The organism is Pseudomonas sp. BP8, from assembly GCF_017875955.1.
GTDB lineage: Bacteria > Pseudomonadota > Gammaproteobacteria > Pseudomonadales > Pseudomonadaceae > Aquipseudomonas.
On sequence record NZ_JAGINK010000001.1, the window covers coordinates 3,793,896 to 3,818,366 of the forward strand.

A 24,471-nucleotide genomic window follows, 5' to 3' on the forward strand; every position below is an offset into this window, starting at 1 on the left:
GCCCCAAAACACTCAATCCCTGACCTGATCCTTGACCCAATCCAGCATCCCCCCCGGCACGATCAGCTCATGCCGAGCCCGCGAACACGCGGTATACAGCCCAGCCAGCATGCGCGCGCGCTCGTTGCGGTTGTTGCCAGGCGTCGGCGCCACCATCAGCTCTGGCGACACCATCACCCGGGCGAACTCCATGTTCTTCACGTCCCGCACGCGGCCCAGGAACAACTTGGGCGCCTTGTCCCAACGGTAACGGCTCTTGGCCTTGGCAAAGTGCTCCGGTGAATAGCCCTTGCGCAACATAGTGGCCACCGCAGCGAATGCTTTGTCGTCGCCTTTGTCCTGCTCCAGCGCCTGCCAGCTGGCGTAGCGGAACAGCATGTTGTGCCGTGGCCGAGTGCCATGCCGATACAACTCGATGCAGTCTTCGACAAACAGCTCGAACTCCTTGCGCGCGCCCTGCAGCAGGACGAAAGGCACGCCCTGGTGGGTCAGGCGCTGGAACCAGCCAAACAAACCCCATTCATCGTCGACAATCAGCGCCGTAGGCTGCTCAGGGACGGTCACCGTGTCGAAGAAACTGACCCGGGTGTAGTGCTCGGCGCTTCCACTGAAGGCAGCCTGTATGTGCGACGGGTGGGCCAGGATCAAGGGGTTCAACACCCCTTCCATCGCTGGCCCGGCGCGCAGTGAATGGTCGATGACGCGTTGGCGGATGAAGTTGCCATGGTGTGGACTCAGGCCATTGAGGTTCTGCAGGTCGTCACCCAGGGTGATGATCGCCTGCGGGCTGCGGTCAAGCACCGCGAGCATCGGCGCCGACAGTTCATGGGCCTCGTCGACGATGACATGGCTGAACTGGCTGTCGATGACTTCAAGCGTCAACGACAGCAGCTTGACCCGATGGTAGTCACGCACCGGTAGCTGGATTTCCCGTGCTGCCGGACGGATCAGTTGCTGCCAGTACAGGCGGGCCTTCTCCAGCAGCACTTCCTGGTCCAATGGCGAAAAGCCCGGCCCCATCCACGGCAGGTGCTGCAATTGCAGCGTGGCGTCGCCGCTGCGGCAGAAGCTGCGCACCGCCTTGATGCACAGGGCGACCACGTCACGCGCGGCCAGCGGGCCGATGTCGGGGATGCCCAGCCACTGCACCACCTGCGCTTCTTGCGGGCGCCACGACAGCTTGCTCCGGTAAGGGTCACGCAAGCGCCAGCCGTTACTGGTCAGGTCGCGATTGAGGATGTCGTCGGCCAATTGGCCGAAGGTCAGCGCGGTGAACGCCGACGCATCCTTGACCCGTGCCTGCAGCGCGCGCAACTGGCCTTCGGTCATGGCCAGCAGCAAGGTGCGCTGAGGGTCGAGCAGGCGCGCGAACTGATGGATCAGAAAGGTTTTGCCGGTACCGGCAAAACCTTGCACGGCCACCGACTCGTCCACGCCCGAGAGAAACTCGCGCAGCAGCCGATTTTGCTGGTCGCTCAAGCGCAGATCGCTCGACAACGAGGGCAAGCTCACCGGCTGCAAGGGCGTGACCCTTTGGCGATAGCTGTCGGCAAAGCGGAAGTTCCAGCCACCTTCACTGTCGCGCATGTCCGCCGGATCAACCGGGATTTCGTCGCTCAGCAGGCCAATGCCGTTCTCCCCCAGCATGCCCAGGCCCATGGCAAAAGCCTCGGCATCGAACCGCTTGGCCACCTGCTGCTGGAACTGGCTGGGCGCGCTGGCCTCGACTTCATCAGCGATACGCAGCATTTCGGCAAAGCGTCGCTCCTGCGTCTCGACCGACGGCGTGCCTTGCTGGCGCGGCAGGTTCTGGATGAACAGCACAGTGGCTGATTCCAGCAGGCTGACGCGGCTGAGGACGTCGCGGGCGGATTCGCTGGCGAGGCGCTCGGCCTGTTCGCTGGTGAGTGGCAGATAGAACATCGGGACCTCGGCGGGAAACTGCCGCGCACGATACCAGTATTGAGCGCTGAACCGCCATCAAGCCAACTGCGCCAACGCATCCTCCACGGCCGCCACCACCCGATTGCCCCTGGCCACCGGAAGCGTCCACGCGGCGATACTCATGCCCAATGGCACCGAACAGTCTATAGGCGCAACCAGTTCGCCGCTGTCCAGGTAGCGCTGAACAAGGCTGCGCCGCCCGATCAGCACGCCAGCCGCGAGCAAAGCTTGCTGCACGGCAATCGAATACAGCGAGAAGCCAGGGCCGCCGGCGATGAACGGCCGCTCGGGCATCACCGCCCCCGTCCACACCTCCCAGTCGTTCCAGACCACGTCCGCGATGCAGCGAACCCCGAGCAGGTCTTCCGGGGCCTTGAGCTGGCTCGCCAGCGCGGGCGCGCAGACCGGGATCAGCGCTTCGTCGGCGAGCCGGCGCTGGCCGCGCTCTAGCGCCGGGGTGTAGAACAGGCAGAGATCGAACGGGCTGCGTTTGAGGTTGGGCGGCTCATCAACAGCGGTCACCGATATTTCGATGGGCGCCAGCAACTCGGTAAGACGCGGCAGGCGCGGCCCGAGCCAGAGCTGCGCCAACGCCGGCGAGGTGACGATGTGCACCCGCTGCGGAGCGGCCAGGCGGCGCAGGGTGCGGGCCGCCTCCTCCACCGCGTCGAAGGCCTCGGTGAACTGCGCCTTGAGGGTCTCGCCCAGTGGCGTGAGACGGACACCCTTGGCATAACGCTCAAACAGCGCCGCGCCGTATTCACGCTCGAGCGCCTTGACCAGCGCAGCAATGGCGCCAGGTGTCAGCTTGAGCTCCTTGGCGGCACGGGCGAAACCACCCAGACGGGCGGAGGCTTCAAAGGCGCGCAAGGCATTGAGCTGAAGTGAATGGCGTAGGGGGGAATCAAGAGGCATTGTTTCAGGCTCATTTTTTTTAGGCCTAATATTCCACAAATCTGACGTTGTGACCTGCTGCCACGCAGATTATTTTCAACAACAGCCGGGTACTGGCGCCCGTATTTCGTCAAGGAACCAAAATGCACTATCTCAGTGGGAGGCAAGCGTTCGTGCGTGGCGCACAGAGTGTCCTCCCGTTAACCACCGGGATCGTCCCGTTCGGGCTGATCACCGGCGTCACCGCAATCGGCATGGGCATGACACCGCTCGATGCCATCGGCATGACCTTGCTGTTCTATTCGGGCTCAGCCCAGATGGTGGTCATGCAATTGATGCAGAACGGCGCTTTGCCGATCACCATGGTGGTGACGGCTCTGGTGATCAATCTGCGCTTTTTGATGTACAGCGCGGCGCTGGCGCCGCACCTCAGCCACTTGCCTCGCCGCCACAGCTGGCCACTGTCGTACCTGCTGTCGGATCAGAGCTTTGCGCTGTGCAGCCTGAAGTTCGCCTCGGGTGAACTGGGCCGGTTCGCCTTTCCCTACTATGCCGGCACTGCCGTGACCATGTGGTTTGGCTGGAATCTCGCGGTGATCGCAGGCATTTGGCTGGGAGCTGGCATCCCTGATTCCTGGTCATTGGGCTTCGCCATTCCATTGTCATTCCTGGCGTTGTTGATCCCCAACCTGCGTAGCCCGGCCACGCTCGGCGCCGCGACAGTGGGTGGCGTGCTGGCGGTGCTGGCGGTCGATCTGCCCTACAACCTGGGCTTGCTGGTCGCTTCGCTGGGTGGCGTCATCAGCGGGGTGACCATCGAGCAACTGCGCGCGGGTACCACGCAAGCGGTTGACCCTGAACAGGAGGCGTCATGAGCGAGCTGTCGCCATGGATCACCTTTTTGCTGATCGGGCTGGGCACGTTTGCCCTGCGGCTGTCTTTCATCGAATTCTACGGCGCCCTGCGCATCCCGCCGCTGTTCAGGCGGGCGCTGGCGTATGTGCCTGCCAGCGTCCTGGCGGCGCTGGTGTTGCCAGCGGTGGTCTACCAGGACCGGCTGGCGCAATGGGACTGGAGCAATCCGCAACTCCCCGCAGCGATTGTTGCGGGGCTGGTGGCTTGGCGAACCCGCAGTACGTTGTTGACCCTGGGCGTGGGCATGGCGGTGTTGTGGGGGTTGAAAAGCTGGGGAATGTAGGGGTATGCCGGCCTCTTCGTGGGGCTTGCCCTGATGCTGACTTAAGAGTGCTGGGGCTGCTGAGCAGCCCATCGCGACACAAGGCCGCTCCCACAATGTCCGCGCTCCCCCTGTAAATAGGGGCTTGCACGATCGGCGTGGGAGCGGCCTTGTGTCGCGATGGGCCGCAAGGCGGCCCCGGCATTCTTAAGTGAACAGCATCGTGGCGTACTCCGCGAAGAGGCCGAAACTGTCACTGCCAATCACAGCCGGAAGCGCTTCATCATCTCGTTCAAGCCGATCGACAAACTGGCCAGTTCCTGGCTGGCCACGCTGATCTGATCCGCCCCTTCGGAAGTCTGCAGCGCCAGGTCCCTGATGTTCAGCAGGTTGCGATCTACCTCACGGGCCACTTGCGCCTGCTCCTCAGTGGCACTGGCAACAACCAGATTGCGCTCATGAATGGTGGTCGCCCCGCTGCTGATCTCATCCAGCGCCTGGCCGGCCAGCTCAGCCACCTGCAAGGTATGCCCGACCTGCTGGCTGTTGCTCTGCATCGCGTCCACCACCCGCGCCGTGCCGTTGCGAATGGCATTGACCATTTCTTCGATTTCCAAGGTCGAGCTCTGGGTACGCCCCGCCAGCGCCCGCACTTCATCCGCCACCACGGCAAAACCACGCCCGGCTTCACCCGCCCGGGCCGCTTCGATCGCCGCGTTGAGCGCCAGCAAGTTGGTCTGACCGGCAATCGCACCAATCACATCGAGCACCTTGCCGACCTGCTGCGACTGCAGCGACAACGCCTCGATCTGCCGCGAGGCCTCATGCACATCGTTGCTCATCTTGTTGATCGAGCCGATCGCTTCGGCCACCCGCTCACGCCCGCGGCGCGCGGCATCTTCAGACTGGCTGGAGATCTGCGAGGTGCTCACGGTATTACGCGCCACCTCCTCCACCGCCACACTCATCTCGGTGACTGCGGTCGCCGCCTGCTGGATCTCATCGCTCTGTCGGCCGAGGTCGCTGGAGGTCTGCCGGGTTATTGCAGACATCTGCTCGCTGGCCGCGGCCAGTTGCTGCGACGAGTCGCCGATCAGTCGCAGGGCATCGCGCAGGCTGGCCTGCATTGCGGCCAGGGCATGCATCAACTGGGTCGCCTCATCGCCACCGCTGGCCTGCACCGAATGCGACAGATCGCCCTCGGCGATGTTCTGCGCAACCCGGATGGCTTCGCGCAGTGGGCTGACAATGCTGCGGGTCAGCAACCAGGCCAGGCCGATGGTCAGCACCAGCACCAGGCCGACCACGCTGAAGGTCAGGTAGCGTGCACGCTCATAATCGCTGCGGACCTGGGCGGTATGCTCGGCGGCGGCCGCGCTGCTGAACTTGACCAGACTGTCGTAGAGCTCGCCGATTCGGTTGGAGATGTCCTGCATGTTGCCACTGAGCATGGCCTGCATCTGCGGCAAGCGGTTCTGCTCCGAGAGGCCTTTGTACTGGTCGAGCAATACCCGGTACTGGTCGATCAACTGGCGCATTTCGGCAAACACCGGCTTGCCTGCCGCCGGCACCACCGCGCCATAGCCTTGCATCCCAGCGTCGAGCAGACCTTTGAGCACTTCCAGACGTGCCAGGGTCGGCGCCAGCTGGGCTGGCTCGCGGGCGATGGCCATGCGCAGGGTGATGATGCGCAGGCCAAGCATGTGGCTGCGCACCTCGCCCAGGTTGCGGGTACCGACGTTGGTCACCTGTTCGGTGTACACCACCGCTTCGCGCATGCTGGCGATCTTGTCGATGGAAAACAGACCGAGGATCACCACCAGGGCGGCGATCAGGCTGAAACTCAGGTACGAACGGGTGGCAATGTTGAGGTGGCGCAAAGACATGGCAAAACATCCAGGTGGCAGGTGGAATGTACTCGCCATTACGTTCGGCCCCGGCGCGGGAAGGTTTAGCGCCGCCAGACGTTTAGTGCCCGATAATCGAACACTTCCCGTCGGCTAGAAATGGACCTTGAGCAGCGCGCTCACCGCGTTCTGGTCAGTGGGGAAACCCGGGCTGTCTTCGATTCCGTATTTATCGGACCAGTAACCCACAGGCGAGGCCGATAGTGACTATTGATACAGGCAATTTCTGCTGACAAAGGCCGACGCTTAACCTTGCTCCATCGATTCGACACACGCGAATCCACTGGACTCAAGGAGACCTCCCGATGAACAGCACAGCCCGCCTGTTACTCACTGCCCTGATCGCTAGCGGCATTACCCTGCTGAGCGGCTGTGCCAATCATCCCGAGTTACGTCCCTACACGGTCGAGGAGACTCGCCAGTTGCAGCTTGAGGCGCTGGCCCGTCAAGGGTTGACGCATGAAGAGTACGAGCGTCGTCGCACGTCGGTCTTGCGCTCGGCCAACGCTGAAGTGGTGGCTGACACCGCGCAATCGCAGCCACCGTTCAGCGGCTGATTCATGCAGCGAACAACGCTCACAAGCACGCCGCATCCCCTGTAGGAGCGGGCTTGACCCGCGAAGAGACCGGCCTGTACAAGTACAATATTCTGTACATGACCCTCTGCTTGGCTGCCCGGACCCACCATGAACAAGTTCAATCCACGCAAACTCACCCTCTCCAAATGGACCGCGAGCGCCCCCATCAACCGCGAAAAGCACTTCATCGTCACCAAACTGCTGTGTGACGAGCAAGGCACGCCGCTGCAAATCGAACTGCAAGCCGTTTACAGCGGTCGAACCGAGCTACTCGACTGGCAGGTTCTACGCGATGAGAATCGATGGCTGATGGGCTGGAAATAGCTGTTGAACCACCGTCCGGCAGATAAAACCTGTACAGGCATAAATTTCTGTACAACTTTACGAGGCGTAGTGGCTTAATGCCCGCCCCTGCCCGACGGATCCCCTCGAATGTTCATGCGCGCCCGCACTCATCAACACGCCTTGCGAAAATCTGAGGCACGCCAAGCCGCGCTCGAAGCCGAGCTGGCAGCCGTGCGCGAGTCGATGGCGTTGCTCGAGACCGAGCGCGACCAGCTCAAGCAACGCGCCCAGCGTGAGGCCAGCTATCGCAACGCCATGGACCGCTCGATGGCAGTGATCGAGTTCAGCCTCGACGGCCATGTCATCAACGCCAACGGTAATTTTCTCAAGGTCATGGGTTATCGCCTGGAGCAGATGCGGGGCCAGCATCACCGCCTGTTCTGCCTACCCGCGCAGAGCGGCAGCGAAGCCTACCGGAGCTTCTGGGCGGCGCTGAACCGTGGCGAGTTCAAGGCTGGGGTGTTCCAGCGAATCGATAGCCGCGGCGTCACCGTCTGGCTGCAAGCCAGCTACAACCCGCTGTATGACGAACAGGGCAAGCTGTATGGCATCGTCAAGTACGCCACCGACATCACCCGCGAAGTTGACCAGCGCGCTGCCGAATCACAGGCCGCATTGCTGGCTTTCGCGACCTCGCAGGAAACTGACGTGCATACCCAGCAAGGCTCTGCGGTGGTCCAGCGGACAGTGAGCGTGGTGCAGAGCATTGCCGACGAACTCGAGCTGATGGCCAAGGCGATCGGCGCGCTCAGTGAGCAGTCCGAACAGATCGGCACGATTGTCGACGCCATCCGCAGCATTGCCGACCAGACCAACCTGCTCGCCCTCAATGCTGCCATTGAAGCCGCGCGTGCCGGTGAGCAAGGGCGTGGTTTTGCCGTGGTGGCAGATGAAGTGCGTAACCTCGCCCAGCGCACCAGCCAGGCCACTGTGGCGATCAGCGAAGTGGTCGCCCAGAACCGCGAGCTGGCCAAGCAAGCGGTGGCCAGCATGCAGTCGAGCACGCTCAAGACCGAGCATGGGGTTGAGCTGGCGAACCAGGCTGGGGCGGTGATTCAGGACATCCATCACGGCGCCCAGCGGGTGGTCGAGGTGATGGGTCAGTTTGCCCAGCGCTTGGAGCAAAGACACACCGCGTAGTGAAGCTGGGCCTGCCGTACGTTCAGGTGATGCCGGTCAGGGCTGCGCCCTCATTTCGCGACACAAGGCCGCTCCCACAGGGAACGCGCTAACCTTTAGGTTTTGTGCAAGACAGTTGCCCGCACAGAGGCCGCGCATGCCTCAAGACTAACGCTGCGCTGTGGAAGCGGCCTTGCCGGAGCGCCCCCGGGGTCAGGACAGGCGGCTCATGCCTTGCCAATCTCCGGCGCCAGGATCCATTCGGCGCTGTCATTCCAGACGTCCATGCGCACGATCTTGCCGGCTTTGACCTCGAATCGATCCAGGTAACGGTTACCGGAAAAACTCCGCCCGTCCGGCCACTGCCCGTACAGCGTGCCGTTGGAATACACCACGGTGTGGTCTTCGCGTTCACACCAGTCGAACTGGCCCAGCTCCTTTTTTACCCAGGTATAGCGGGCACCATTGAATGCAGTGATGTCGGTCGGCGTCGGCATCGGCCGACCGCCAGTAAACGTGATACGCACGTCATCACTCATGTAAGTGGCGGCCCGCACCGGGTCGGGCGCCATCGAAGCGGCAAGGAAGTCGCGGATGATCTGTACAGCGGCGTTGCTATCGGTCATGGAGTGTCTCCGAGGTTGTCCAGAACGGGGCGTTGACCCCAACCTTTGCCTTGATCCAGTGCACGTGACGGCACTGAGTCATCCGGCGATAGCCCCAGAACACGGGGGGCGTCATGAGTATTTTCCAAGTGGCACCTGTTTTGCTAGCACATTTTTACGAATTGCTAGCAATCAGGAGTTCCACACATGCTTACCCGGTCCCTGCTGCGCCGCTGGCTGCCTTGTGCAGCCTTCTCCCTCGCCTGCTGTGCAGGCAGCGTCCAGGCCGCCGAGCCGATCAAGGTCGGTCTGGTTGCTGCGTTGTCCGGGCAGTCGGCCAAGTCGGGCGAGGCCTTGACCCGAGGCCTGACCCTGGCCATCGATGAAATCAACGCCAAGGGCGGGCTACTCGGCCGCCCTGTGGAGCTGGTCCGCCGCGATGATGAAAGCAACCCGGCCAAAGGCATGCTGGCGGCACGCGAGCTGATCCAGCGAGAAAAAGTCAGCGTGCTGTTCGGCGGCCTGGATACGCCGGTGTCGCTGGCCATCGTGCCGCTGGCCAACCAACTGAAAACACCGTTCATGGGCATCTGGGCGGCTGGCACCAAGATCACCGAAAACGGCGCCAAGGATAATTACGTGTTCCGCGTCTCGGCGGTCGACGAGCAGGTCGACGAGGCGCTGGTCGCCTACGGCCTGCGCCAGGGCATGAAGCAGCCTGGGCTGATCCTGGCCAACAACCCGTGGGGCGAGTCGAACCTGGCCGGGCTGCACGCCGCCCTCGCCCGGCGCAACCTGCCGCAGGCGCCGGCAGAGCGCTTCGAAGACAGCGACCTGGACATGGTCCCGCAACTCACCCGGTTGAAAAACGCCGGCGTCGATACCCTGTTGCTGGTGGGCAACGTCGGCCCTTCGGCGCAGGTGGTCAAGTCACTCGACCAGATGGGCTGGAAGGTCCCCGTGGTCTCCCACTGGGGGCCAGCCGGCGGACGTTTCGGCGAGCTCGCCGGGCCTGACGCCGGGCGTGTGCACTTCATCCAGACGTTCGTCTTTGGCGAGCACAACAGTGCCCGCGGCGATGCCCTGCTCGGCGCACTCAAGCAACGCTACCCGCAGGTCAAGAGCCTCGCCGATGTCACCCCGGCAGTGGGCATCGCCAACGCCTACGACGCCATGCACCTGGTCGGCCTGGCCATCGACAAGGCCCAGGCTACCCATGGCGTGCAGGTACGCGACGGTTTCTATGCCATCAGCGACTACGCCGGGCTGATCAAGACCTATCACCAGCCGTTCACCACTGACCGCCACGACGCCCTGGGCCCGGACGACTACGTGTTCAGCCGCTTCGACGGTGACACCATCGTGCCCGTGGCGCCCTGACTGGAGAGCTTGATCATGATCACCACCGCACTGGTCAGCGGCCTGGGCCTCGGCAGCATGTATGCGCTGCTGGCGCTTGGCTTTCACCTTACCTACGCCGTGTCGCGCACGGTCAACTTCGCCCAGGGCAGCGCAATGATGGTCGGCGCGGTGCTCGGCTACAGCCTGGCAGTCACCTGGGGCTGGCCGCTGTGGCTGGCGCTGCCGACCACCCTGGTGCTGTGCGCGGTACTCGGGCTTGCCATCGAACGCTTTCTGGTGCGGCCGTTTCACGCCCGCGGCTCGGACGCCTGGCTGATGGCAACGGTCGCCGGCGGGCTGCTGCTCGATAACCTGGCGCTGTTCACCTTTGGCAAGGAGCCGCGGCAGTTTGGCAGCGCCCTGGCCAGCCTGCGCCTGGAGCTGGGCGACAGCAGCCTCAGCGTCGTCCAGCTGGCGATCCCGCTGGCTGGCGCAACGGTCGCGGCAGCGCTGTATTGGGTGCGTCGGCGGACCCGCTTGGGCCTGCGCCTGGAAGCCTGCGTGCAGAACCCGCGGGCCGCACGGCTGATGGGCATTGAAGTCAACCGGGTGGTGGCAGCGGCGTTTGCCCTGTCGACGGTGTTCGCCGCCCTCGCCGGCCTGTTGATCGCCCCGCTGTACAGCGTACATGCGGACATGGGCACGCTGTTTGGCCTGAAGGCGTTCGCCGTGGCCATCCTCGGCGGTATTGCCAGTGCCAGCGGGGTGTTCGCCGCGGGTTTGCTGTTCGGCCTGGTGGAAGCCCTGGTCACGCTGTACTTCGGGTCGGCGTTTACCCAGTTGCTGTGCTTTGCCCTGGTGATCGTCGCGCTGGCGGTACGTCCCGATGGCCTGTTCGGCCGCAAACTGTGGGTGAAGGTATGACCATGCGCACGCTTCTCGTCCCCCTCGGGCTGGGCCTGCTCGGCGTCGCCGGCGTTGGCCTGGCGCTGGGCCTGGACAGCTATTGGCTGTTGATCCTGACCTTGTACGCCCTGGCAGTGACGGTCGGGGTAGGCCTGAATATCCTGATCGGGCTGTCTGGGCAGATGTCCTTCGGTCATATCGCGTTCTATGCCATTGGCGCTTACCTGTCGGCGCTGCTGACCCTCGCCGGCATGCCGTTGACGCTTGCCCTGCCGCTGGCAAGCCTGGGTTGCGCGTTGGCGGGCGGGGTGTTGGCGATCCCGGCACTGCGGGTCAGTGGGCCGTATCTGGCGATGATCACCATTGCCTTCGCCCTGGTCGTGCACAACGGCCTGATCGAGTGGCGCAGCGTCACCGGCGGCGCCAACGGTTTGATGGGCATTCCCCTGCCGGCGCTCGGCACGCTCGACCCGAGCCTGCTGCTCGCGCTCGCAGCGGTCGCCCTGATGCTGGTGGCGCTGGTGTTCTACTGGAGCTTGCAGCGCAGTGGCTGGGGCCTGGCCATGCGCGCGGTGAAGGCTTCGGAAATTGCCGCGCGCTCGCTGGGGATCAATCCGGTGCAGACGCGCACCCTGGCCTTTGCCTTGTCGGCTGGCCTGGCCGGTGCGGCGGGCGCGTTGGTCGCGCCGGTGCTGATGTTCATCAACCCGGCGGCGTTTCCGTTTTCGCAGTCGATCCTGTTCGTGCTGGCGGTGATCGTTGGCGGTGCGGGGACGCTGTTCGGGCCGGTACTGGGGGCGCTGGTGATCGTCTTGCTGCCAGAGCTGCTGGCAGACTTTGCCGAGTACCGGTTGCTGGCGTTTGCCGTGTTGCTGCTGGCGGTGCTGTGGGCGGCGCCGCGCGGCGTGCTCGGTAGCCTGTCGCGACGCTTCTGGCGGCCGGCGCAGGAGCCGGTCACCGCGGCGGTCGATCATGCTGCGTTGCAGGCTTTCTTCAATACCGCTACGCCGCAGGGCCTGACGGTCGAGGGCATCGGCATCCGTTTCGGCGGCGTGCAGGCGGCGCAGCAGGTCAGCCTGCGCGCCCTGCCCGGCAGCATCACCAGCCTGATCGGCCCGAACGGCGCCGGCAAGTCGACGGTGCTGAACATGATCAGCGGCTTCTACACGCCCGACAGCGGCTCGATTGCCCTGGCGAGCGAACTCGCCGGCCAGCCCGCCTGGCGCATCGCCCGGGCCGGCATCGCCCGTACCTACCAGACCACCCAGCTGTTTGCTGAGCTGAGCGTGCTGGAAAACCTGCTGGTGGCCTTGCAGCACGGCGCCATCGAATGCCCGTGGCCACGGCAACAGGCCAGCCGCAAGGCCATCGCAGTGCAGCTGTTGGCGTTGGTCGGCTACCGCGGCAACCTGCACGTTGCTGCCGACGACCTGCCACATGTCGACCGCCGCCTGGTGGAAATTGCCCGTGCGCTGGCCAGCCAGCCCCAAGTGCTGCTGCTCGACGAGCCCGCCGCCGGGCTCGGCCGGCAGGACACCGATCGCCTGGCCACGCTGCTGCAGCGCTTGGCCGAGTTCAACCTGGCCGTGATCCTGGTCGAGCATGACATGCCGCTGGTGATGGCGGTCTCCGAGCGGCTGTTGGTGCTCGACGCCGGCAAGCCGATTGCCTGGGGTACGCCCGAACAGGTGCGCAGCAACCCAAAGGTGATCGCTGCCTACCTGGGCGGCACCCAGTACCAGGCCCGACCTCGGCAACAAGCCTGGGCCGGCTCGCGCGATGCCGTCCTGCATGTGCGCAACCTGGCGATCGACTATGGCGCCGCGCCGGTGGTCGAGGGCGTCGACCTGGTGGTCAACCCTGGCGAGCTGATCGCCATTCTCGGCGCTAATGGCGCCGGCAAGTCGAGCATCCTGCAGTGCCTGGCCGGCCTGCACCGCCCGTGCGCGGGCAGCATCGTGCTGGATAACCGCAGTATCGAAAGCTGTGATGCCAGCCAGATCGCCCGTCTTGGCCTGGCCCTGGTGCCTGAGGGCCGACAGTTGTTCGGCCAGCTCAGCGTGCGCGAGAACCTCTTGCTGGGTGCCAATGTACGTCAGGACAAGGTCGATGCAGAGGGCGAAATCGAGGCGATCCTGACCCGCTTCCCGCGCCTGCGCGAACGCATCGACAGCCCTGCTGGGCTGCTTTCCGGTGGCGAGCAGCAAATGGTCGCGATCGGCCGTGGGCTGATGGCCAAGCCGCGCATCCTGCTGCTCGACGAGCCCTCGCTGGGCCTTTCGCCGGCCATGATCGGCGAGCTGTACGACGCACTCGCGGCGCTGCGCGATGAAGGGGTAACGCTGCTGTTGGTGGATCAGATGGCCAACCTGGCACTGCAAGTGGCCGACCGCGCCTACGTGCTGGAGACCGGCCGCATCGTCAAGCAGGGCAGCGCTGAAACGCTGCGCGGCGACCCCGAACTGGAAGCGGCCTATCTGGGCGCAGGAGCGGCAGCATGAGTGCTCTGGAACTGATCAATGTGCGTCTGGGTGAAGGCCCGGCACTGACCCGGCTGCTGATCGAAGACGGCCACTTCGTCTCGCGCTTGCGTGGTCCGGCAGAAGTAATCGACATCGCGGGGCGGCTGGTATTGCCCGGCCTGGTCGAAACCCACATCCACCTCGACAAGGCGTGCATCCTGTCGCGCTGTCAATTGCGCGAAGGCACCCTGGCCGAAGCCATTGCCCAGACTCGCCTGGCCAAGGCGAACTTCACCGAGGCCGACGTCTATGCCCGTGGCGCGGCGGTGCTGGAACAAGCCATTGTCCAGGGCACCACGCACATGCGTACCCATGTCGAGATCGACCCGGGCATCGGCCTGACCGGCCTGCGCGCGATCCGCCGCTTGCAGGCTGACTACGCCTGGGCGCTGAGCCTGCAGATCTGTGTGTTCCCGCAGGAGGGCATGCTCGACAATCCTGGTACCGAGGCCCTGCTCTGCCAGGCCTTGGAGCAAGGCGCCGAAGTGCTGGGGGGTTGCCCGTATACCGACGCTGATCCGCACGCACAGATTCGCCGGCTGTTCGAACTGGCCGTAGCCTATGACCGCGACCTGGACCTGCACCTGGACTTCGACCTGGCGCTGGCCGGGATGACCTTGCCTGAGGTGATCCGCTGCACTCGGCAGCACGCTTGGCACGGCCGGGTCACCGTCGGCCATGCGACCAAACTCTCGGCGCTACCTCGGGCGCAACTGCTGAGCATTGGCGAGGCACTGGCCGAGGCTGGCGTGCAGGTGACCTGCCTGCCCTCGACCGATCTGTTTCTGACCGGCCGTGATCGGTTCGAGAACAAACCCCGTGGGCTGGCGCCGTTGGCCCAGTTGCACCAGTGCGGGGTGACCTGTTCATTGTCGAGCAACAACATTGGCAACCCGTTCACCCCCTACGGCGACGCGTCGTTGGTGCGCCAAGCCAACCTGTTCGCCAACGTTGCCCAGCTGGGTACGCCAGAGGAGTTGCTGTTGTGCCTGGGCTGGATCTCACGAGAGTCGGCGCGCCTGCTGCGGCTGGATCGTTACGGGCTGGAGCCGGGCTGCCGGGCCGACCTGGTGGTGTTCGACGCGCCGTCGCCGGCCGAGGTGGTCGGCCGCATCGCTGTGCCGCTGATGGGCTTCAAGCATGGCCGGCAGACCTTCGTCCGACCGGCGGCGGAGCTGGTTCGGCCGGCCATGATCGCTGCGCCTGACAACCTGCGTCTGGCGTGAGCCCGCTGGGGCCGCTGCGCGGCCCTATCGCGACACAAGGCCGCTCCCACAGGTTCCGCGATCCTCCTTGAACCTAAACGCTGGCGCGATCACTGTGGGAGCGGCCTTGTGTCGCGAATGGGGCGCGAAGCGCCCCCAGCGTTGCTGGATTCAACGATGAATCCGAAGACACTGAACAAGACCGCCTGTCACAGTCCCGCCAGCGCCTGCCGCAAATTCACTTCTGGCGCTGCAGACTCCTCCAGGGCCAACTGGCCCTCGAGCTCATCCAGATGCTCGATCATCTCGCGCACGGCAGTTTCAGTATCACCCAGACGCAGCGCCTCGATCACCGCCTGGTGTTCGTCGGAGGCACACGGCGGGCTGTCGCCTCGCTGGTACAGGGCAACGATCAGTGAACTGCGCACCATCAGGTTGCCGAGAATGTCGGCCAGCACCTGATTACCGCTGACCTCGCCCAGCATCAGGTGGAACTCGCTGAGTTCACGGACGATCGCCTGGCGGTCGGTGCTGGCCGTGGCTTCGCGCTCATTGCGCATGTGCTGCTCGATGCGCGCCCGGTGCTGGTCGATATGTGCCGGGCTGATCGCCTCGACAATCGCCCGCTCCACCGCGCGCCGGGCAGCAAAGATCTCCCGGGCCTCGCGGGCGCTCGGCTGGGCCACGGTGGCGCCGCGGTTCGGCTCGATGTCGACGATGCGCTGCATGGCCAGGCGTTGCAGCGCCGCCTGCACGTGGTTACGGTTGGCCTGCAAGGTGTCGACGATCTGCGCCTCCACCAACCGTGCGCCGGGGCGCAACCGATGCTGGGCAATGGCCTTGGCGATCATCTCGGCGATGCGCTGGACTTCCTGTTGCTTGCTGCTGACCGTCTTGCCTTTCATCGAGACCTCGAAACCCTCACACGCGTTGGGCCGGCATTATCCGCTCGGCCCGCGACGGCGGCAAATACGGCGTGTCAATCCGCCTGTCCGAGGGCGCTGCCCTGGCTGCGCGGGTCGTAGGCGGCGCACTTGGCGCCATCAGAGTCAATCGCAATCACCCCGGCCAGGCCCATCAGCGGGCTGAGCACCGGCGTGGTCTCGATCGCGTGGCCCTTGGCAGCCAGCCCATGCAGTACCGCCTCGCCAATATCGGCCTCGAGCTTGAGGTTATCAGCGCTGTCGAAGAAGCTGCGCCCGAGCAAGAAGCGTGGCGTACGCAGCGCCGCGTGCGGGGGTTGCTGGAAATCGATCAGTTGGGTCGCCAGGACCATCTGCGTCTGCGGCTGGCCATCGCCGCCTTGCGTGCCGAAAAACCACCGCCGGCCATCGTCGGCCAGGTACGCCGAAGGGTTGAGGGTGTGTGCCGGGCGTTTGCCAGGCGCCCAGGCATTGGCATGGGCAGGGTCCGGGTTGAAGCCCGCCGCACGGTTGTGCCAGAGAATGCCGGTATCACCCAGGATGCAGCCAGAGCCGAAGTCGTGAAACAGGCTCTGGATCAGGCAAGCACTGCGCCCAGCGCTGTCGCTGGCGGCCATCCACACGGTATCGGCGGGTTGGCCCGGTTCGCCCCACGGCGACGCGCGCCGCTCGTCGAGCATGGCTGCAGGTTCGGCCAGGCTCTGCTGAAAATCCCAGGCGCTGACGAGCGGGTCATGCAGTTGCTGGTTGCGCTGCAACAGGCCCTGTTTGATCGCCTCGACCAGCAAGTGGTAGTAACGCGGGGTACCGCTCTCCCCCAGATCGAGGGCATCCAGCGCGGCCATGGCGCGCAAGGTGTACAGGCCCTGGGTCGGCGGTGCCACGTTGTACAGACGGCCGTTGCGGTAGCGGATGGAGATTGGCGCTTGCGCGTAGGCACGGGTGGCGGCCAGGTCGGAGGCGGTCAACCCGCATCCCAAGTCGGCAAAGGCTGCGACCAAGGCTTGTGCGAGTTCACCGTGGTAAAAATCTTCTGGCCCGCGCCGAGCCAGCTGTTCCAGGCTGTTGGCAAGTGCGGGTTGGCGTAGGCGATCACCGGCTTGCAACCAGTGTCCGTTGCTTTTGCACAGTGGATGGAGGCTGGGCAGAGTCTCGATCAGGCTGCTGCGTTGTGCCTGCCAGAATAACTGCGAGGCCGACACCTCGACACCGACGCGGGCCAGTTCGGCCGCGCCAGTGAGCAGGTCGGCCCAGCCCATGTTTGATCCCCAGCGCTCGCTGAGTGCCTTGGCCTGAGCCCAACTGGCCATGGCACCGGCCGTGGTCGCCACGGAAGCGGGCCCGCGCAGGCTGATCGCGCCCTGCTCCGGCAAGCGCGTGCCGGCCTGGCCGATCCCGATGATGGTGCGTATCTGCTCATCATGCACCAACCACAGTGCATCGCCGCCCAGGCCGGTCATGTGGGGATAGACCGCGGCCAGTACCGCGCTGGCGGCCAACATGGCGTCGATGGCCGTGCCACCGCCATCAAGGACCTCCAGGCCTGCCGCGCTGGCGCGGGGATGTGGGGTGCAGAGGACGCCACCACGGGCTTGGGCTGTCAGGGAGTGGTTCATTGCTAGCTCCTTCATGGATATTGCTAGCAATCAGCAAGGATCGTTCCCGTTCTGGTATGACCGTGATTCTGCGGTGCCCCTGGCCCTTCATCAAGTTCTTCTTGGGTTGTTGGGAGAGATGGCGTGTTGGATTGCGTTGGCTTGGCCGGCTGGCTTTGGAATTGCGGGCTTATCCCTTTGAGCGCGCTGGCGCTGCTGGCCCCTTCCGCCCTTACGGCGGGTCACTTTTTTTCTTGGAAAAAAGTGACCAAAAACCGCCTGCTCCTGCATCCGGCCTCCTGACGTCGCGAAGTTACGGGTGGCGTCTGGGCTGGCGTTGTTTTTGATAGTGGCATGGGTGGTGGATATTCGGGCCTCTTCGCGGGACAAGTCGGATCGCCGCACCGCCGCCCCTACAGGTATTGCGCGAATTTTGAATGCGGCGCTGTACCTGTAGGAGCGGGCTTGCCCCGCGAAGAGGCCGGGACTGACAATGCAAATCGCAGGGCGCAGCCCTGCCAGCCACCCCACAAATCCGCTCGTAAATAAACAAAGCGAGAGCGCAGCGATTCGCCTGCCGTTGCCCTGGCTGTTGATCTTGATCTTGCTCTTGATCTACCAGCGACTTCAGGAGGCCGAGCGCAGGTCTTGCGCAGGGAGGTGGAGGCCATGGATGGCCGGAAAGCGCTGAGGCCCAGGATGGGCCGTACAGCGCGGTCCTCCCGGAGCAAGACCGGAGCGAGGGAACCCGTAGCGCAGCGAAGGGCCGGATGACGGAGCCAAGACCTTTTTGGTTACTTTTTGGGGCGTTTGCCAAAAAGTGACCCGCCGTAAGGGCGGAAGGGGCCCGAAAACCCACCACATCAAATGGATAAGCCCCCAACCTACAAGCCCCAACCCCACCGTCCCCGTCAATCCATGAAGCCCCCTCTACCCGCACTTGACTGCATTCAAGCCTGTCCGCTTAGGATGCCGATACAAGCCAGCAGCTCAAGCCCTCAAAGCCCCAGTTCAGACAACCCCGGGTGGTCATCCGGCCGACGCCCCAGCGGCCACAGGTATTTACGTTCGGAAGGGTGAATGGGCAGATCGTTGATGCAGGCAAAACGCAGCGCCATCAGCCCATCATCGGCGAACTCCCAGTTCTCATTGCCATACGACCGGAACCAGTTACCCGAGTCATCGTGCCATTCGTAGGCGTAGCGCACGGCAATGCGATGGTCGCTAAAGGCCCACAATTCCTTGATCAGCCGGTAGTCGAGTTCCTTGTTCCATTTGCGCGTAAGAAAGGCTTCCACCTCGTCCCGGCCATGGATGAACTCGGTACGATTACGCCATTGAGTATCGACGGTGTAGGCCGTGGCGACTTTCTTCGGATCACGGCTGTTCCAGCCATCCTCGGCCATGCGCACTTTCTGGATCGCCGACTCGCGGGTGAAGGGTGGCAAGGGCGGACGGGGTGCGTCAGGGGCAGTCATGGTAGCGTCTCCAGGGTCATGGGAGGTGAGCGCGGCCTTGGTTGGCGAGCTGGCCGCTGGCGGTAAAGATAGCTGTGTTGGTCATGCCGTGGCCCGTAATCCGCTGAACCGGGGGCGGTGAATAGGCGGGCCTCTTCGCGGGGCAAGCCCGCTCCTACAGGATTTGTGGGCACCATGCGAAGCGGGCCTGCCCTGCGAAGAGGCCGGCGCTGTCTGAAAAATTTCCTTCCCTCTGTATGTCGCGTAAAGTTTCCCGACACGAACGACGGGCCCAGCACCAGTCATGGACAAGTACACCCCACATCAGTGGCTCCCTCACGAAAAACCCACCCTGCCCGGCTCCCCATCGACGCCCCTGCATGCGCCCGGCACGCGCCTGGCCTACGGTGCGGTCGGCTTGTTGGTGGCCATCACCGGCGGCCTGGGCAACGCGCTGGTCACTGCCAACCTGACCTTCCTGCAAGGCGCACTGGGCGCAACCACCGCCGAAATGGCCTGGCTGCCCGCGGCATTTGTCATGACCAACGTGTCGATGAACCTGCTGCTGGTGAAGTTTCGCCAGGAGTTCGGCCTGCGCGCCTTCACCGAGGTGTTCCTGGTGCTCTACGCGCTGGTCACCTTCGCCCACCTGTTTGTCAACGACCTCAACTCGGCCGTCGCCGTGCGCGCCGCCCACGGCATGGTCGGCGCCGCCCTGAGCTCTTTGGGGCTGTACTACATGATTCAGGCCTTCCCGGCGCAATGGCGCTTGAAGGCCATGGTGCTCGGGCTCGGCGCGTCGCAACTGGCGGTGCCGCTGGCCCGGGTGTTCTCCGAAGACCTGCTGCAGATTGCCGAGTGGCGTGGGCTGTACATGTTCGAACTGGGCCTTGCGCTGACCGCGCTCGGCTGTGTACTGCTGCTCAAGTTGCCACCGGGAGACCGCTTCAAGACCTTTGAGCCGCTCGATTTCCTGACCTTCTCGCTGATGGCCAGCGGCACTGCCCTGCTCTGCGCCGCACTGTCGCTGGGGCGTATCGACTGGTGGCTGGATGCGCCGTGGATAGGCGTTGCCCTGGCGGCGGCGATCGGGCTGATCTGTGCCGGTCTGGCGATAGAACACAACCGCAGCAACCCGCTGCTGATGACTCGCTGGCTGGGCAGCGCTGCAGTCATCCGCCTGGCCTTGTGCGTGATCTTGATCCGCATGGTCACCTCAGAGCAGTCCACCGGCGCGGTGGGCTTTCTGCAAACGCTGAACATGGGCACCGAGCAATTGCGCCAGCTGTACTGGATCATGCTGCTGGGCGCCGTCGCCGGCCTGGCCACCAGTGCCTTGACCATCAACCCGAAGCACCTGGTATTGCCGCTGTTCATCTCACTGGCGCTGATGGCCACCGGCGCCTTCATGGACAGCAGCTCGAGCAATCTAACCCGGCCCGCACAGATGTACCTCAGCCAGTTCATGCTGGCTTTCGGCAGCACGTTCTTCCTCGGCCCATCGATGACGCTGGGCATCAGCCATGTGCGGGCCAACCCGCGCAACCTGGTGAGTTTCTCGGTGATGTTCGGTATCTGCAACAACCTCGGTGGCCTGATCGGTGCGGCCTTGCTCGGCACCTTCCAGACCGTGCGCGAGAAATACCATTCGAGTCACCTGGCCGAGCAATTGAGCCGCCTGGAACCCTTGGTCACCGCGCGCATCCAAAGCGGCGGCAGCGGCTATGCCGGCCTGATCGCCGACCCCAGCCTGCGCAGCGAGGTCGGTACCCGCTTGCTCTCGTCTGCTGCCACCCGTGAAGCCAACGTGCTGGCCTATAACGATGTGTTCATGCTGATCGGCGGCATCGCGGTGCTGACCATGATCTGGATCTTTGTCCGTAGCCTGTGGGTCTGGTACACGTCCCGACAGGCAAACCCTTCCTCTCCCACCAGCGGCGCTCCGAGCAGATGACCCAAGAGACACCGACCACCTCCACCACTGCCATCGCCGAAACCCCGGAAGGCGTCACGCCGCCGAGCGAACCCAATAGCCCGACCCGCACGCGGCGGGTCCGCGTGCTGTCGTCGATGATCTTCGCCAGTGTGGCGCTGGCAGGGATCCTGCTGGTGCTCTACGCCTGGCGGTTGCCGCCGTTCAGCAGCGCCATCGAAAGTACCGAGAACGCCCTGGTGCGAGGCCAGGTGACGATCATCGGCCCGCAGTTGGCCGGCTACATCGTCGAGGTGCCGGTGCACGACTTCCAATTCGTCAAGGCCGGTGACCTGCTGGTGCGTCTCGATGACCGCATCTACACCCAGCGCCTGGCCCAATCGATCGCCCAGCTCCAGCAGCAACAAGCGGCACTGGCCAACAACTTGCAGCAGCGCAAAAGCGCCCAAGCGACCATTGCCCAGCGCCAGGCGGCCATTGCCGATGCTGCGGCGCAGGCCGAGCAGAGCCAGGCCGACCTGCGCCGTAACCAGGCGTTGGTCAGCGACGGTTCGGTATCGCGCCGCGAGTTCGACGTCAGCCGCGCCAGCCACGCTGCAAAAGTCGCCAGCCTGGCCCAGGCCAAGGCCGCGCTGGAGATCGCCCGCCAGGATCTGGAAACGGTGATCGTCAACCGCGCCGCGCTGGAAGCGGCGGTGGAAAACGCCAAGGCCGCCGTAGAGCTGGCCCGCATCGACCTCGACAACACCCGAGTGATCGCGCCACGCGACGGCCAGCTGGGGCAGATCGGCACGCGCCTGGGCGCCTATGTCAACTCAGGGGCGCAACTGATGGCGCTGGTCCCCGACACCCTCTGGGTGATCGCCAACATGAAGGAAACCCAGATGGCCAAGGTCCGTATCGGCCAGCCGGTAACCTTTACCGTCGATGCGCTGGACCACCTCGAACTGCGTGGGCACGTACAGCAGATCTCGCCGGCGACCGGCTCGGAGTTCGCCCTGTTGCAGGCGGACAACGCCACCGGCAACTTCGTCAAGATCGCTCAGCGTATTCCGGTGCGGGTCACCGTTGATGCCGACCAGGTCGAGGCGCATCGGTTGCGGCCGGGCATGTCGGTGGTAGTCAATATCGATACCCGCTGAGCGTGAGGGCTATGCACCTGTGCCCTCATAGCCACCACGCCAGCACCAACGGCAGCCAGAGAAACGACAGTACCGTCGAGCACATGACCAGATTCGCCACTTGCTCCGGCGAGCGATTGGCCCGGACTGCGAGCAGGTAGTTGAACACCGCTACCGGCATTGACGATTGCAGCACCAGTACGGCTTTTTCCAGGGTTTCCAGGCCGAGCACCTGACCCACGCCCCAACCCACCGCACCGCCCAGGACAATACGCAGGCCGCCGAGCAGCAGCCCGCTGCCGACATGCTGCAAGCGAATGCTCGCCAGCGAAACGCCGAGGGTCAGCAGCATCAGCGGGATGGTCATGCCGCCGAGCAGGTCGGCGGTATTCGCCAGCCATGTGGGCAGTTCCCACTGCAGGAAGATGATCGGCATGGCGCCGGCCAGGCTGATCACGATGGGGTTGCGCAGCAATGCCTTGAGCGACGTGGCGCTGCCCGAGATGGCGATACCAATGGTGAACTGGAAGATCGACAGGGTCAGGAAAAACGCCACGGCCAGCGCCAGGCCGTGCTCGCCGAAGGCATACAGGCTGATCGGCAAGCCCATGTTGCCGGTATTCGGATACATGAAGGCTGGCAGCAGCACTCGCCAGTGCAGCCCGCTGAGGCGGCTGACGATAAGCCCGGCCAGCGCCATGCCGACCATGCACAGCATGCAGGCCAGGGCCATGCTGGTGAAGGCGGTCTGGTCGAGTTGGGTCCGGCTCAGGGTCGACAGCACCAACGCCGGGGTGCCGACGGTCATGACTAATCTGGCGATGAACTCGGTGGGGTATTCGATCCCGCTGCGCGCCCAGGCGTAGCCGATGCCTGCGACGATGAACACGGGTGCCAGAACGGCAAACAACGAAGCCAGCATGTAACGTGCCCTCCTTGGCGATCAGCAACTGATCGGCTGAAAAGAGCGATTATGCCAGTGCCGGGCTCTGCGCTGGCTAGCCCTAATATTGTTGACTTTAAGAATGCCGGGGCCGCTTTGCGGCCCTTTCCGACCGGTCCGGCGCCCCGGCAAGGCCGCTCCCACAATGTCCGCGCTTGCCCTGCAGATAGGGGCATACACGATCGGCGTGGGAGCGGCCCTGCCGGGTTAGCCCGCAAAGAGGCCGGCACATCTGCAAAGGCAGTGGAGTTCAGGCCACGTTCGTCTGAAATCCACCCTGCGGCCTCTGGTCGCAGGGGTAGCCCCCTTGGCAAATTCTGCGCAAGGCTTAGAATCGCGCCTCCTTTTCGCCAGTCACCTCGCAAGGTGGCCTGCCCCCGATGCCGTCAATGAGGTCGTATAAGGCAGTTCCCGCACCGGAACTGCCCCTGAAGACCGCCAACGACCTCCATTGGCCAGCAGCAATTCTTGCCCAGGTACCTCGTGTAGCCCCCGGCCCAGCATGGCCGGGGTACGCGTGCGCGTCAGAAAAGGCGCACATTCCGCTGATCTTACCTTGAGGTACGTATGTCTCCGCGTTTGCTGGCCCAGGCGCTAGCACCCCTGCTCGGGCTGTTCATCATTGCCCTGGGCAATGGTTTCATGTCTTCTTTGACCACCCTGCAACTGGGCACCGCCGGCGAATCGGCGACGATGATCGGCTTGGTCTCCTCGGCCTATTTCATCGGCCTGACCCTGGGCGCGATGTTCAACGACCGGCTGATCCTGCGCATCGGCCATATCCGCGCCTACACCAGCTTCGCCTCGCTTATTGCCGCGACCATCCTTCTGCAAGGCTTGTTCTACGACACTACCTGGTGGTCGATTCTGCGCTTGATCAATGGCTGGGCAGCGGTCGGGGTGTTCCTGGTGATCGAGAGCTGGCTGCTGATGGCCGGCGACGCGAAAATCCGTGGCCGCCTGCTGGCCCTGTACATGATTGCCTTCTATGGTGCCGGCGTTCTGGCTCAGGCGGCGCTGGGCGAGATCAGTGGCTGGGGCGGTACCTCTCCGTTCATGGTCGCCGGGATCCTCGCCACCTTGTCGGTACTGCCCGTGGTGATCCTGCCGCAGGTGTCGCCGCGGCTTGACCAGGCCGAGCCGCTCAAACCGCGTCAATTGCTCGGCATCGCGCCGACCGGGTTGGTCGGCTGCTTCGGCTCGGGTGTCGCCATTGCCGGGATCTACGCGCTGTTGCCCCTGTACCTGCAACGGATCGGCCTGGACGTCGGCGAAGTCGGCACGATGATGGCCTGGGTGATCCTCGGCGCCATGCTCCTGCAGTACCCGGTCGGGCGTTGGTCAGACCGCAAGGACCGCCAGGATGTGCTGATCGCGCTGGCCGCGCTGTGTACGGTGCTGTCGGTGGTGATCGCCTTCCTGCCCTCCGACTCGGTGGTGCTGCCGGCCATGTTGTTCCTGCTCGGCGGTGGCGTATTCGCCCTGTATCCAGTGGCGGTCAGCAGCGCCGCCGACCGCGCGCCCGCCGATGCGCTGGTGCCGATGATCCAGGGTTTGCTGTTGATCAACTCGTTGGGCTCGGCGATGGCCCCGCTGGCCATCTCGCCGGTGATGACCTCCTACGGCGAAGTCGGTCTATTCTGGGCCTTTGCCGTGATCAACCTGGCGATGGTGAGCTTCTTCCTCTGGCGGCGCGGCAAGCGTCCGGCGCCCGAGCATCCGGCGCCCTTTGCGCCGTCGGCGACATTCTCAAACAGCGGCGCCGAGCTGCGCGTGACCGAGGAGTTGATGCATGCGGTGCAGGAGCATCCGTCGATGGCAGAAACCCAGGCAGCGACGCCCTCGACCGAACGCGCCTGACGCTTCGCGGAGCACGCGGACGACCGCTCGTCGCCTGACGGGCACCCTGCCCCGCCCCGAACGGCCGAATGCATGAAGATCATCCTTACAGGAGAT

General features: G+C 64.3%; 20 protein-coding genes. 12 read left to right on the forward strand and 8 right to left on the reverse strand.

Going from position 1 to position 24,471, the window contains the following annotated elements; genetic code table 11:
* Window positions 1-12 precede the first annotated feature (12 nt).
* A complete protein-coding gene (locus J3B00_RS16530) occupies window positions 13-1,923 on the reverse strand; it encodes an AAA family ATPase (protein ID WP_209868818.1) in 1,911 nt (636 codons plus the stop codon).
* A 57-nt stretch (window positions 1,924-1,980) separates the two neighbouring features.
* Window positions 1,981-2,859, reverse strand: coding sequence for a LysR family transcriptional regulator (locus J3B00_RS16535; RefSeq protein WP_209868820.1), 879 nt, complete (start codon window positions 2,857-2,859; stop codon window positions 1,981-1,983).
* Window positions 2,860-2,981: 122 nt separating this feature from the next.
* Between J3B00_RS16535 and J3B00_RS16540 the strand changes: the two genes are divergently transcribed.
* Together J3B00_RS16540 and J3B00_RS16545 are read left to right on the forward strand one after the other, a co-directional pair.
* Entirely contained in the window at window positions 2,982-3,713 is a 732-nt protein-coding gene (locus tag J3B00_RS16540; RefSeq protein ID WP_209868822.1) for an AzlC family ABC transporter permease, read from the forward strand.
* Window positions 3,710-4,036, forward strand: coding sequence for an AzlD domain-containing protein (locus J3B00_RS16545; protein WP_209868825.1), 327 nt, complete (start codon window positions 3,710-3,712; stop codon window positions 4,034-4,036). Before J3B00_RS16540 ends, J3B00_RS16545 begins: the two co-directional genes overlap by 4 nt.
* Window positions 4,037-4,278: 242 nt before the next feature.
* Here J3B00_RS16545 and J3B00_RS16550 read toward each other — a convergent pair whose 3' ends face one another.
* On the reverse strand, window positions 4,279-5,901 hold the full coding sequence (locus J3B00_RS16550; RefSeq protein WP_209868827.1) for a methyl-accepting chemotaxis protein: 1,623 nt from the start codon (window positions 5,899-5,901) through the stop codon (window positions 4,279-4,281).
* Window positions 5,902-6,227: 326 nt separating this feature from the next.
* Between J3B00_RS16550 and J3B00_RS16555 the strand changes: the two genes are divergently transcribed.
* The 3 genes from J3B00_RS16555 (at window position 6,228) to J3B00_RS26835 (ending at window position 7,985) form a co-directional block, all read left to right on the forward strand.
* Window positions 6,228-6,479 (forward strand): hypothetical protein, encoded by a 252-nt coding sequence (locus J3B00_RS16555; RefSeq protein ID WP_209868829.1) that lies wholly within the window; start codon window positions 6,228-6,230, stop codon window positions 6,477-6,479.
* Between the two features lie 129 nt (window positions 6,480-6,608).
* Window positions 6,609-6,824, forward strand: a complete 216-nt coding sequence (locus J3B00_RS16560) for a TIGR02450 family Trp-rich protein (RefSeq protein ID WP_209868831.1) — start codon at window positions 6,609-6,611, stop codon at window positions 6,822-6,824.
* Between the two features lie 108 nt (window positions 6,825-6,932).
* On the forward strand, window positions 6,933-7,985 hold the full coding sequence (locus tag J3B00_RS26835; protein ID WP_209868833.1) for a methyl-accepting chemotaxis protein: 1,053 nt from the start codon (window positions 6,933-6,935) through the stop codon (window positions 7,983-7,985).
* 206 nt (window positions 7,986-8,191) lie between these two features.
* On the opposite strand, the gene J3B00_RS16570 is transcribed toward J3B00_RS26835, so the two are convergent.
* The gene (locus J3B00_RS16570; protein ID WP_209868835.1) at window positions 8,192-8,590 is read right to left on the reverse strand and encodes a nuclear transport factor 2 family protein; all 399 of its coding nucleotides are present in this window, start codon (window positions 8,588-8,590) and stop codon (window positions 8,192-8,194) included.
* A 186-nt stretch (window positions 8,591-8,776) separates the two neighbouring features.
* Here J3B00_RS16570 and J3B00_RS16575 point away from each other — a divergent pair, with 186 nt between their 5' ends.
* Genes J3B00_RS16575 through J3B00_RS16590 form a run of 4 tightly spaced genes read left to right on the forward strand, consistent with a single transcriptional unit; the run spans window position 8,777 to window position 14,564 of the window.
* Window positions 8,777-9,949 carry an ABC transporter substrate-binding protein gene (locus tag J3B00_RS16575; RefSeq protein ID WP_209868837.1) on the forward strand — a complete coding sequence of 391 codons (1,173 nt, stop codon included), beginning with the start codon at window positions 8,777-8,779 and terminating at the stop codon, window positions 9,947-9,949.
* 15 nt (window positions 9,950-9,964) lie between these two features.
* A complete protein-coding gene (locus tag J3B00_RS16580) occupies window positions 9,965-10,834 on the forward strand; it encodes a branched-chain amino acid ABC transporter permease (RefSeq protein ID WP_209868839.1) in 870 nt (289 codons plus the stop codon).
* 2 nt (window positions 10,835-10,836) lie between these two features.
* Window positions 10,837-13,317: an ATP-binding cassette domain-containing protein gene (locus J3B00_RS16585; RefSeq protein ID WP_245362576.1), complete on the forward strand. Its 2,481-nt coding sequence runs from the start codon at window positions 10,837-10,839 to the stop codon at window positions 13,315-13,317.
* On the forward strand, window positions 13,314-14,564 hold the full coding sequence (locus J3B00_RS16590) for an amidohydrolase family protein (protein WP_209868844.1): 1,251 nt from the start codon (window positions 13,314-13,316) through the stop codon (window positions 14,562-14,564). The genes J3B00_RS16585 and J3B00_RS16590 overlap by 4 nt, the downstream gene beginning before the upstream one ends.
* 188 nt (window positions 14,565-14,752) lie before the next feature.
* Here the strand turns inward: J3B00_RS16590 and J3B00_RS16595 are convergent, their stop codons facing one another.
* The 3 genes from J3B00_RS16595 to J3B00_RS16605 all read right to left on the reverse strand — a co-directional run bounded on the left by J3B00_RS16595 (window position 14,753) and on the right by J3B00_RS16605 (window position 18,539).
* Window positions 14,753-15,448 carry a GntR family transcriptional regulator gene (locus tag J3B00_RS16595; protein ID WP_209868846.1) on the reverse strand — a complete coding sequence of 232 codons (696 nt, stop codon included), beginning with the start codon at window positions 15,446-15,448 and terminating at the stop codon, window positions 14,753-14,755.
* A gap of 74 nt (window positions 15,449-15,522) precedes the next feature.
* Window positions 15,523-17,082: a gamma-glutamyltransferase gene (locus tag J3B00_RS16600; RefSeq protein WP_209868848.1), complete on the reverse strand. Its 1,560-nt coding sequence runs from the start codon at window positions 17,080-17,082 to the stop codon at window positions 15,523-15,525.
* A 977-nt stretch (window positions 17,083-18,059) separates the two neighbouring features.
* Entirely contained in the window at window positions 18,060-18,539 is a 480-nt protein-coding gene (locus J3B00_RS16605; RefSeq protein WP_209868850.1) for a nuclear transport factor 2 family protein, read from the reverse strand.
* A gap of 283 nt (window positions 18,540-18,822) precedes the next feature.
* On the opposite strand from J3B00_RS16605, the gene J3B00_RS16610 reads away from it, so the two are divergent.
* Both J3B00_RS16610 and J3B00_RS16615 read left to right on the forward strand, forming a co-directional pair.
* A complete protein-coding gene (locus J3B00_RS16610; RefSeq protein WP_209868852.1) occupies window positions 18,823-20,472 on the forward strand; it encodes an MFS transporter in 1,650 nt (549 codons plus the stop codon).
* On the forward strand, window positions 20,469-21,593 hold the full coding sequence (locus tag J3B00_RS16615; protein ID WP_209868855.1) for an HlyD family secretion protein: 1,125 nt from the start codon (window positions 20,469-20,471) through the stop codon (window positions 21,591-21,593). Before J3B00_RS16610 ends, J3B00_RS16615 begins: the two co-directional genes overlap by 4 nt.
* 25 nt (window positions 21,594-21,618) lie before the next feature.
* On the opposite strand, the gene J3B00_RS16620 is transcribed toward J3B00_RS16615, so the two are convergent.
* Window positions 21,619-22,494 carry an AEC family transporter gene (locus J3B00_RS16620; protein ID WP_209868857.1) on the reverse strand — a complete coding sequence of 292 codons (876 nt, stop codon included), beginning with the start codon at window positions 22,492-22,494 and terminating at the stop codon, window positions 21,619-21,621.
* Window positions 22,495-23,082: 588 nt separating this feature from the next.
* Between J3B00_RS16620 and J3B00_RS16625 the strand changes: the two genes are divergently transcribed.
* Window positions 23,083-24,375 carry an MFS transporter gene (locus J3B00_RS16625; RefSeq protein WP_209868859.1) on the forward strand — a complete coding sequence of 431 codons (1,293 nt, stop codon included), beginning with the start codon at window positions 23,083-23,085 and terminating at the stop codon, window positions 24,373-24,375.
* The last annotated feature ends 96 nt before the right edge of the window (window positions 24,376-24,471 follow it).

What these genes read in the sequence shown, in the direction of transcription:
- J3B00_RS16585 (WP_245362576.1), top strand. Translation starts at nt 10,837, where the DNA reads ATGCGCACGCTTCTCGTCCCCCTCGGGCTGGGCCTGCTCGGCGTCGCC.
- J3B00_RS16620 (WP_209868857.1), bottom strand. Translation starts at nt 22,494, where the DNA reads ATGCTGGCTTCGTTGTTTGCCGTTCTGGCACCCGTGTTCATCGTCGCA.
- J3B00_RS16550 (WP_209868827.1), bottom strand. Translation starts at nt 5,901, where the DNA reads ATGTCTTTGCGCCACCTCAACATTGCCACCCGTTCGTACCTGAGTTTC.
- J3B00_RS16595 (WP_209868846.1), bottom strand. Translation starts at nt 15,448, where the DNA reads ATGAAAGGCAAGACGGTCAGCAGCAAGCAACAGGAAGTCCAGCGCATC.
- J3B00_RS16560 (WP_209868831.1), top strand. Translation starts at nt 6,609, where the DNA reads ATGAACAAGTTCAATCCACGCAAACTCACCCTCTCCAAATGGACCGCG.
- J3B00_RS16625 (WP_209868859.1), top strand. Translation starts at nt 23,083, where the DNA reads ATGTCTCCGCGTTTGCTGGCCCAGGCGCTAGCACCCCTGCTCGGGCTG.
- J3B00_RS16615 (WP_209868855.1), top strand. Translation starts at nt 20,469, where the DNA reads ATGACCCAAGAGACACCGACCACCTCCACCACTGCCATCGCCGAAACC.
- J3B00_RS16540 (WP_209868822.1), top strand. Translation starts at nt 2,982, where the DNA reads ATGCACTATCTCAGTGGGAGGCAAGCGTTCGTGCGTGGCGCACAGAGT.
- J3B00_RS16545 (WP_209868825.1), top strand. Translation starts at nt 3,710, where the DNA reads ATGAGCGAGCTGTCGCCATGGATCACCTTTTTGCTGATCGGGCTGGGC.
- J3B00_RS16610 (WP_209868852.1), top strand. Translation starts at nt 18,823, where the DNA reads ATGGACAAGTACACCCCACATCAGTGGCTCCCTCACGAAAAACCCACC.
- J3B00_RS16530 (WP_209868818.1), bottom strand. Translation starts at nt 1,923, where the DNA reads ATGTTCTATCTGCCACTCACCAGCGAACAGGCCGAGCGCCTCGCCAGC.
- J3B00_RS16535 (WP_209868820.1), bottom strand. Translation starts at nt 2,859, where the DNA reads ATGCCTCTTGATTCCCCCCTACGCCATTCACTTCAGCTCAATGCCTTG.
- J3B00_RS16605 (WP_209868850.1), bottom strand. Translation starts at nt 18,539, where the DNA reads ATGACTGCCCCTGACGCACCCCGTCCGCCCTTGCCACCCTTCACCCGC.
- J3B00_RS26835 (WP_209868833.1), top strand. Translation starts at nt 6,933, where the DNA reads ATGTTCATGCGCGCCCGCACTCATCAACACGCCTTGCGAAAATCTGAG.
- J3B00_RS16570 (WP_209868835.1), bottom strand. Translation starts at nt 8,590, where the DNA reads ATGACCGATAGCAACGCCGCTGTACAGATCATCCGCGACTTCCTTGCC.
- J3B00_RS16555 (WP_209868829.1), top strand. Translation starts at nt 6,228, where the DNA reads ATGAACAGCACAGCCCGCCTGTTACTCACTGCCCTGATCGCTAGCGGC.
- J3B00_RS16580 (WP_209868839.1), top strand. Translation starts at nt 9,965, where the DNA reads ATGATCACCACCGCACTGGTCAGCGGCCTGGGCCTCGGCAGCATGTAT.
- J3B00_RS16575 (WP_209868837.1), top strand. Translation starts at nt 8,777, where the DNA reads ATGCTTACCCGGTCCCTGCTGCGCCGCTGGCTGCCTTGTGCAGCCTTC.
- J3B00_RS16590 (WP_209868844.1), top strand. Translation starts at nt 13,314, where the DNA reads ATGAGTGCTCTGGAACTGATCAATGTGCGTCTGGGTGAAGGCCCGGCA.
- J3B00_RS16600 (WP_209868848.1), bottom strand. Translation starts at nt 17,082, where the DNA reads ATGAACCACTCCCTGACAGCCCAAGCCCGTGGTGGCGTCCTCTGCACC.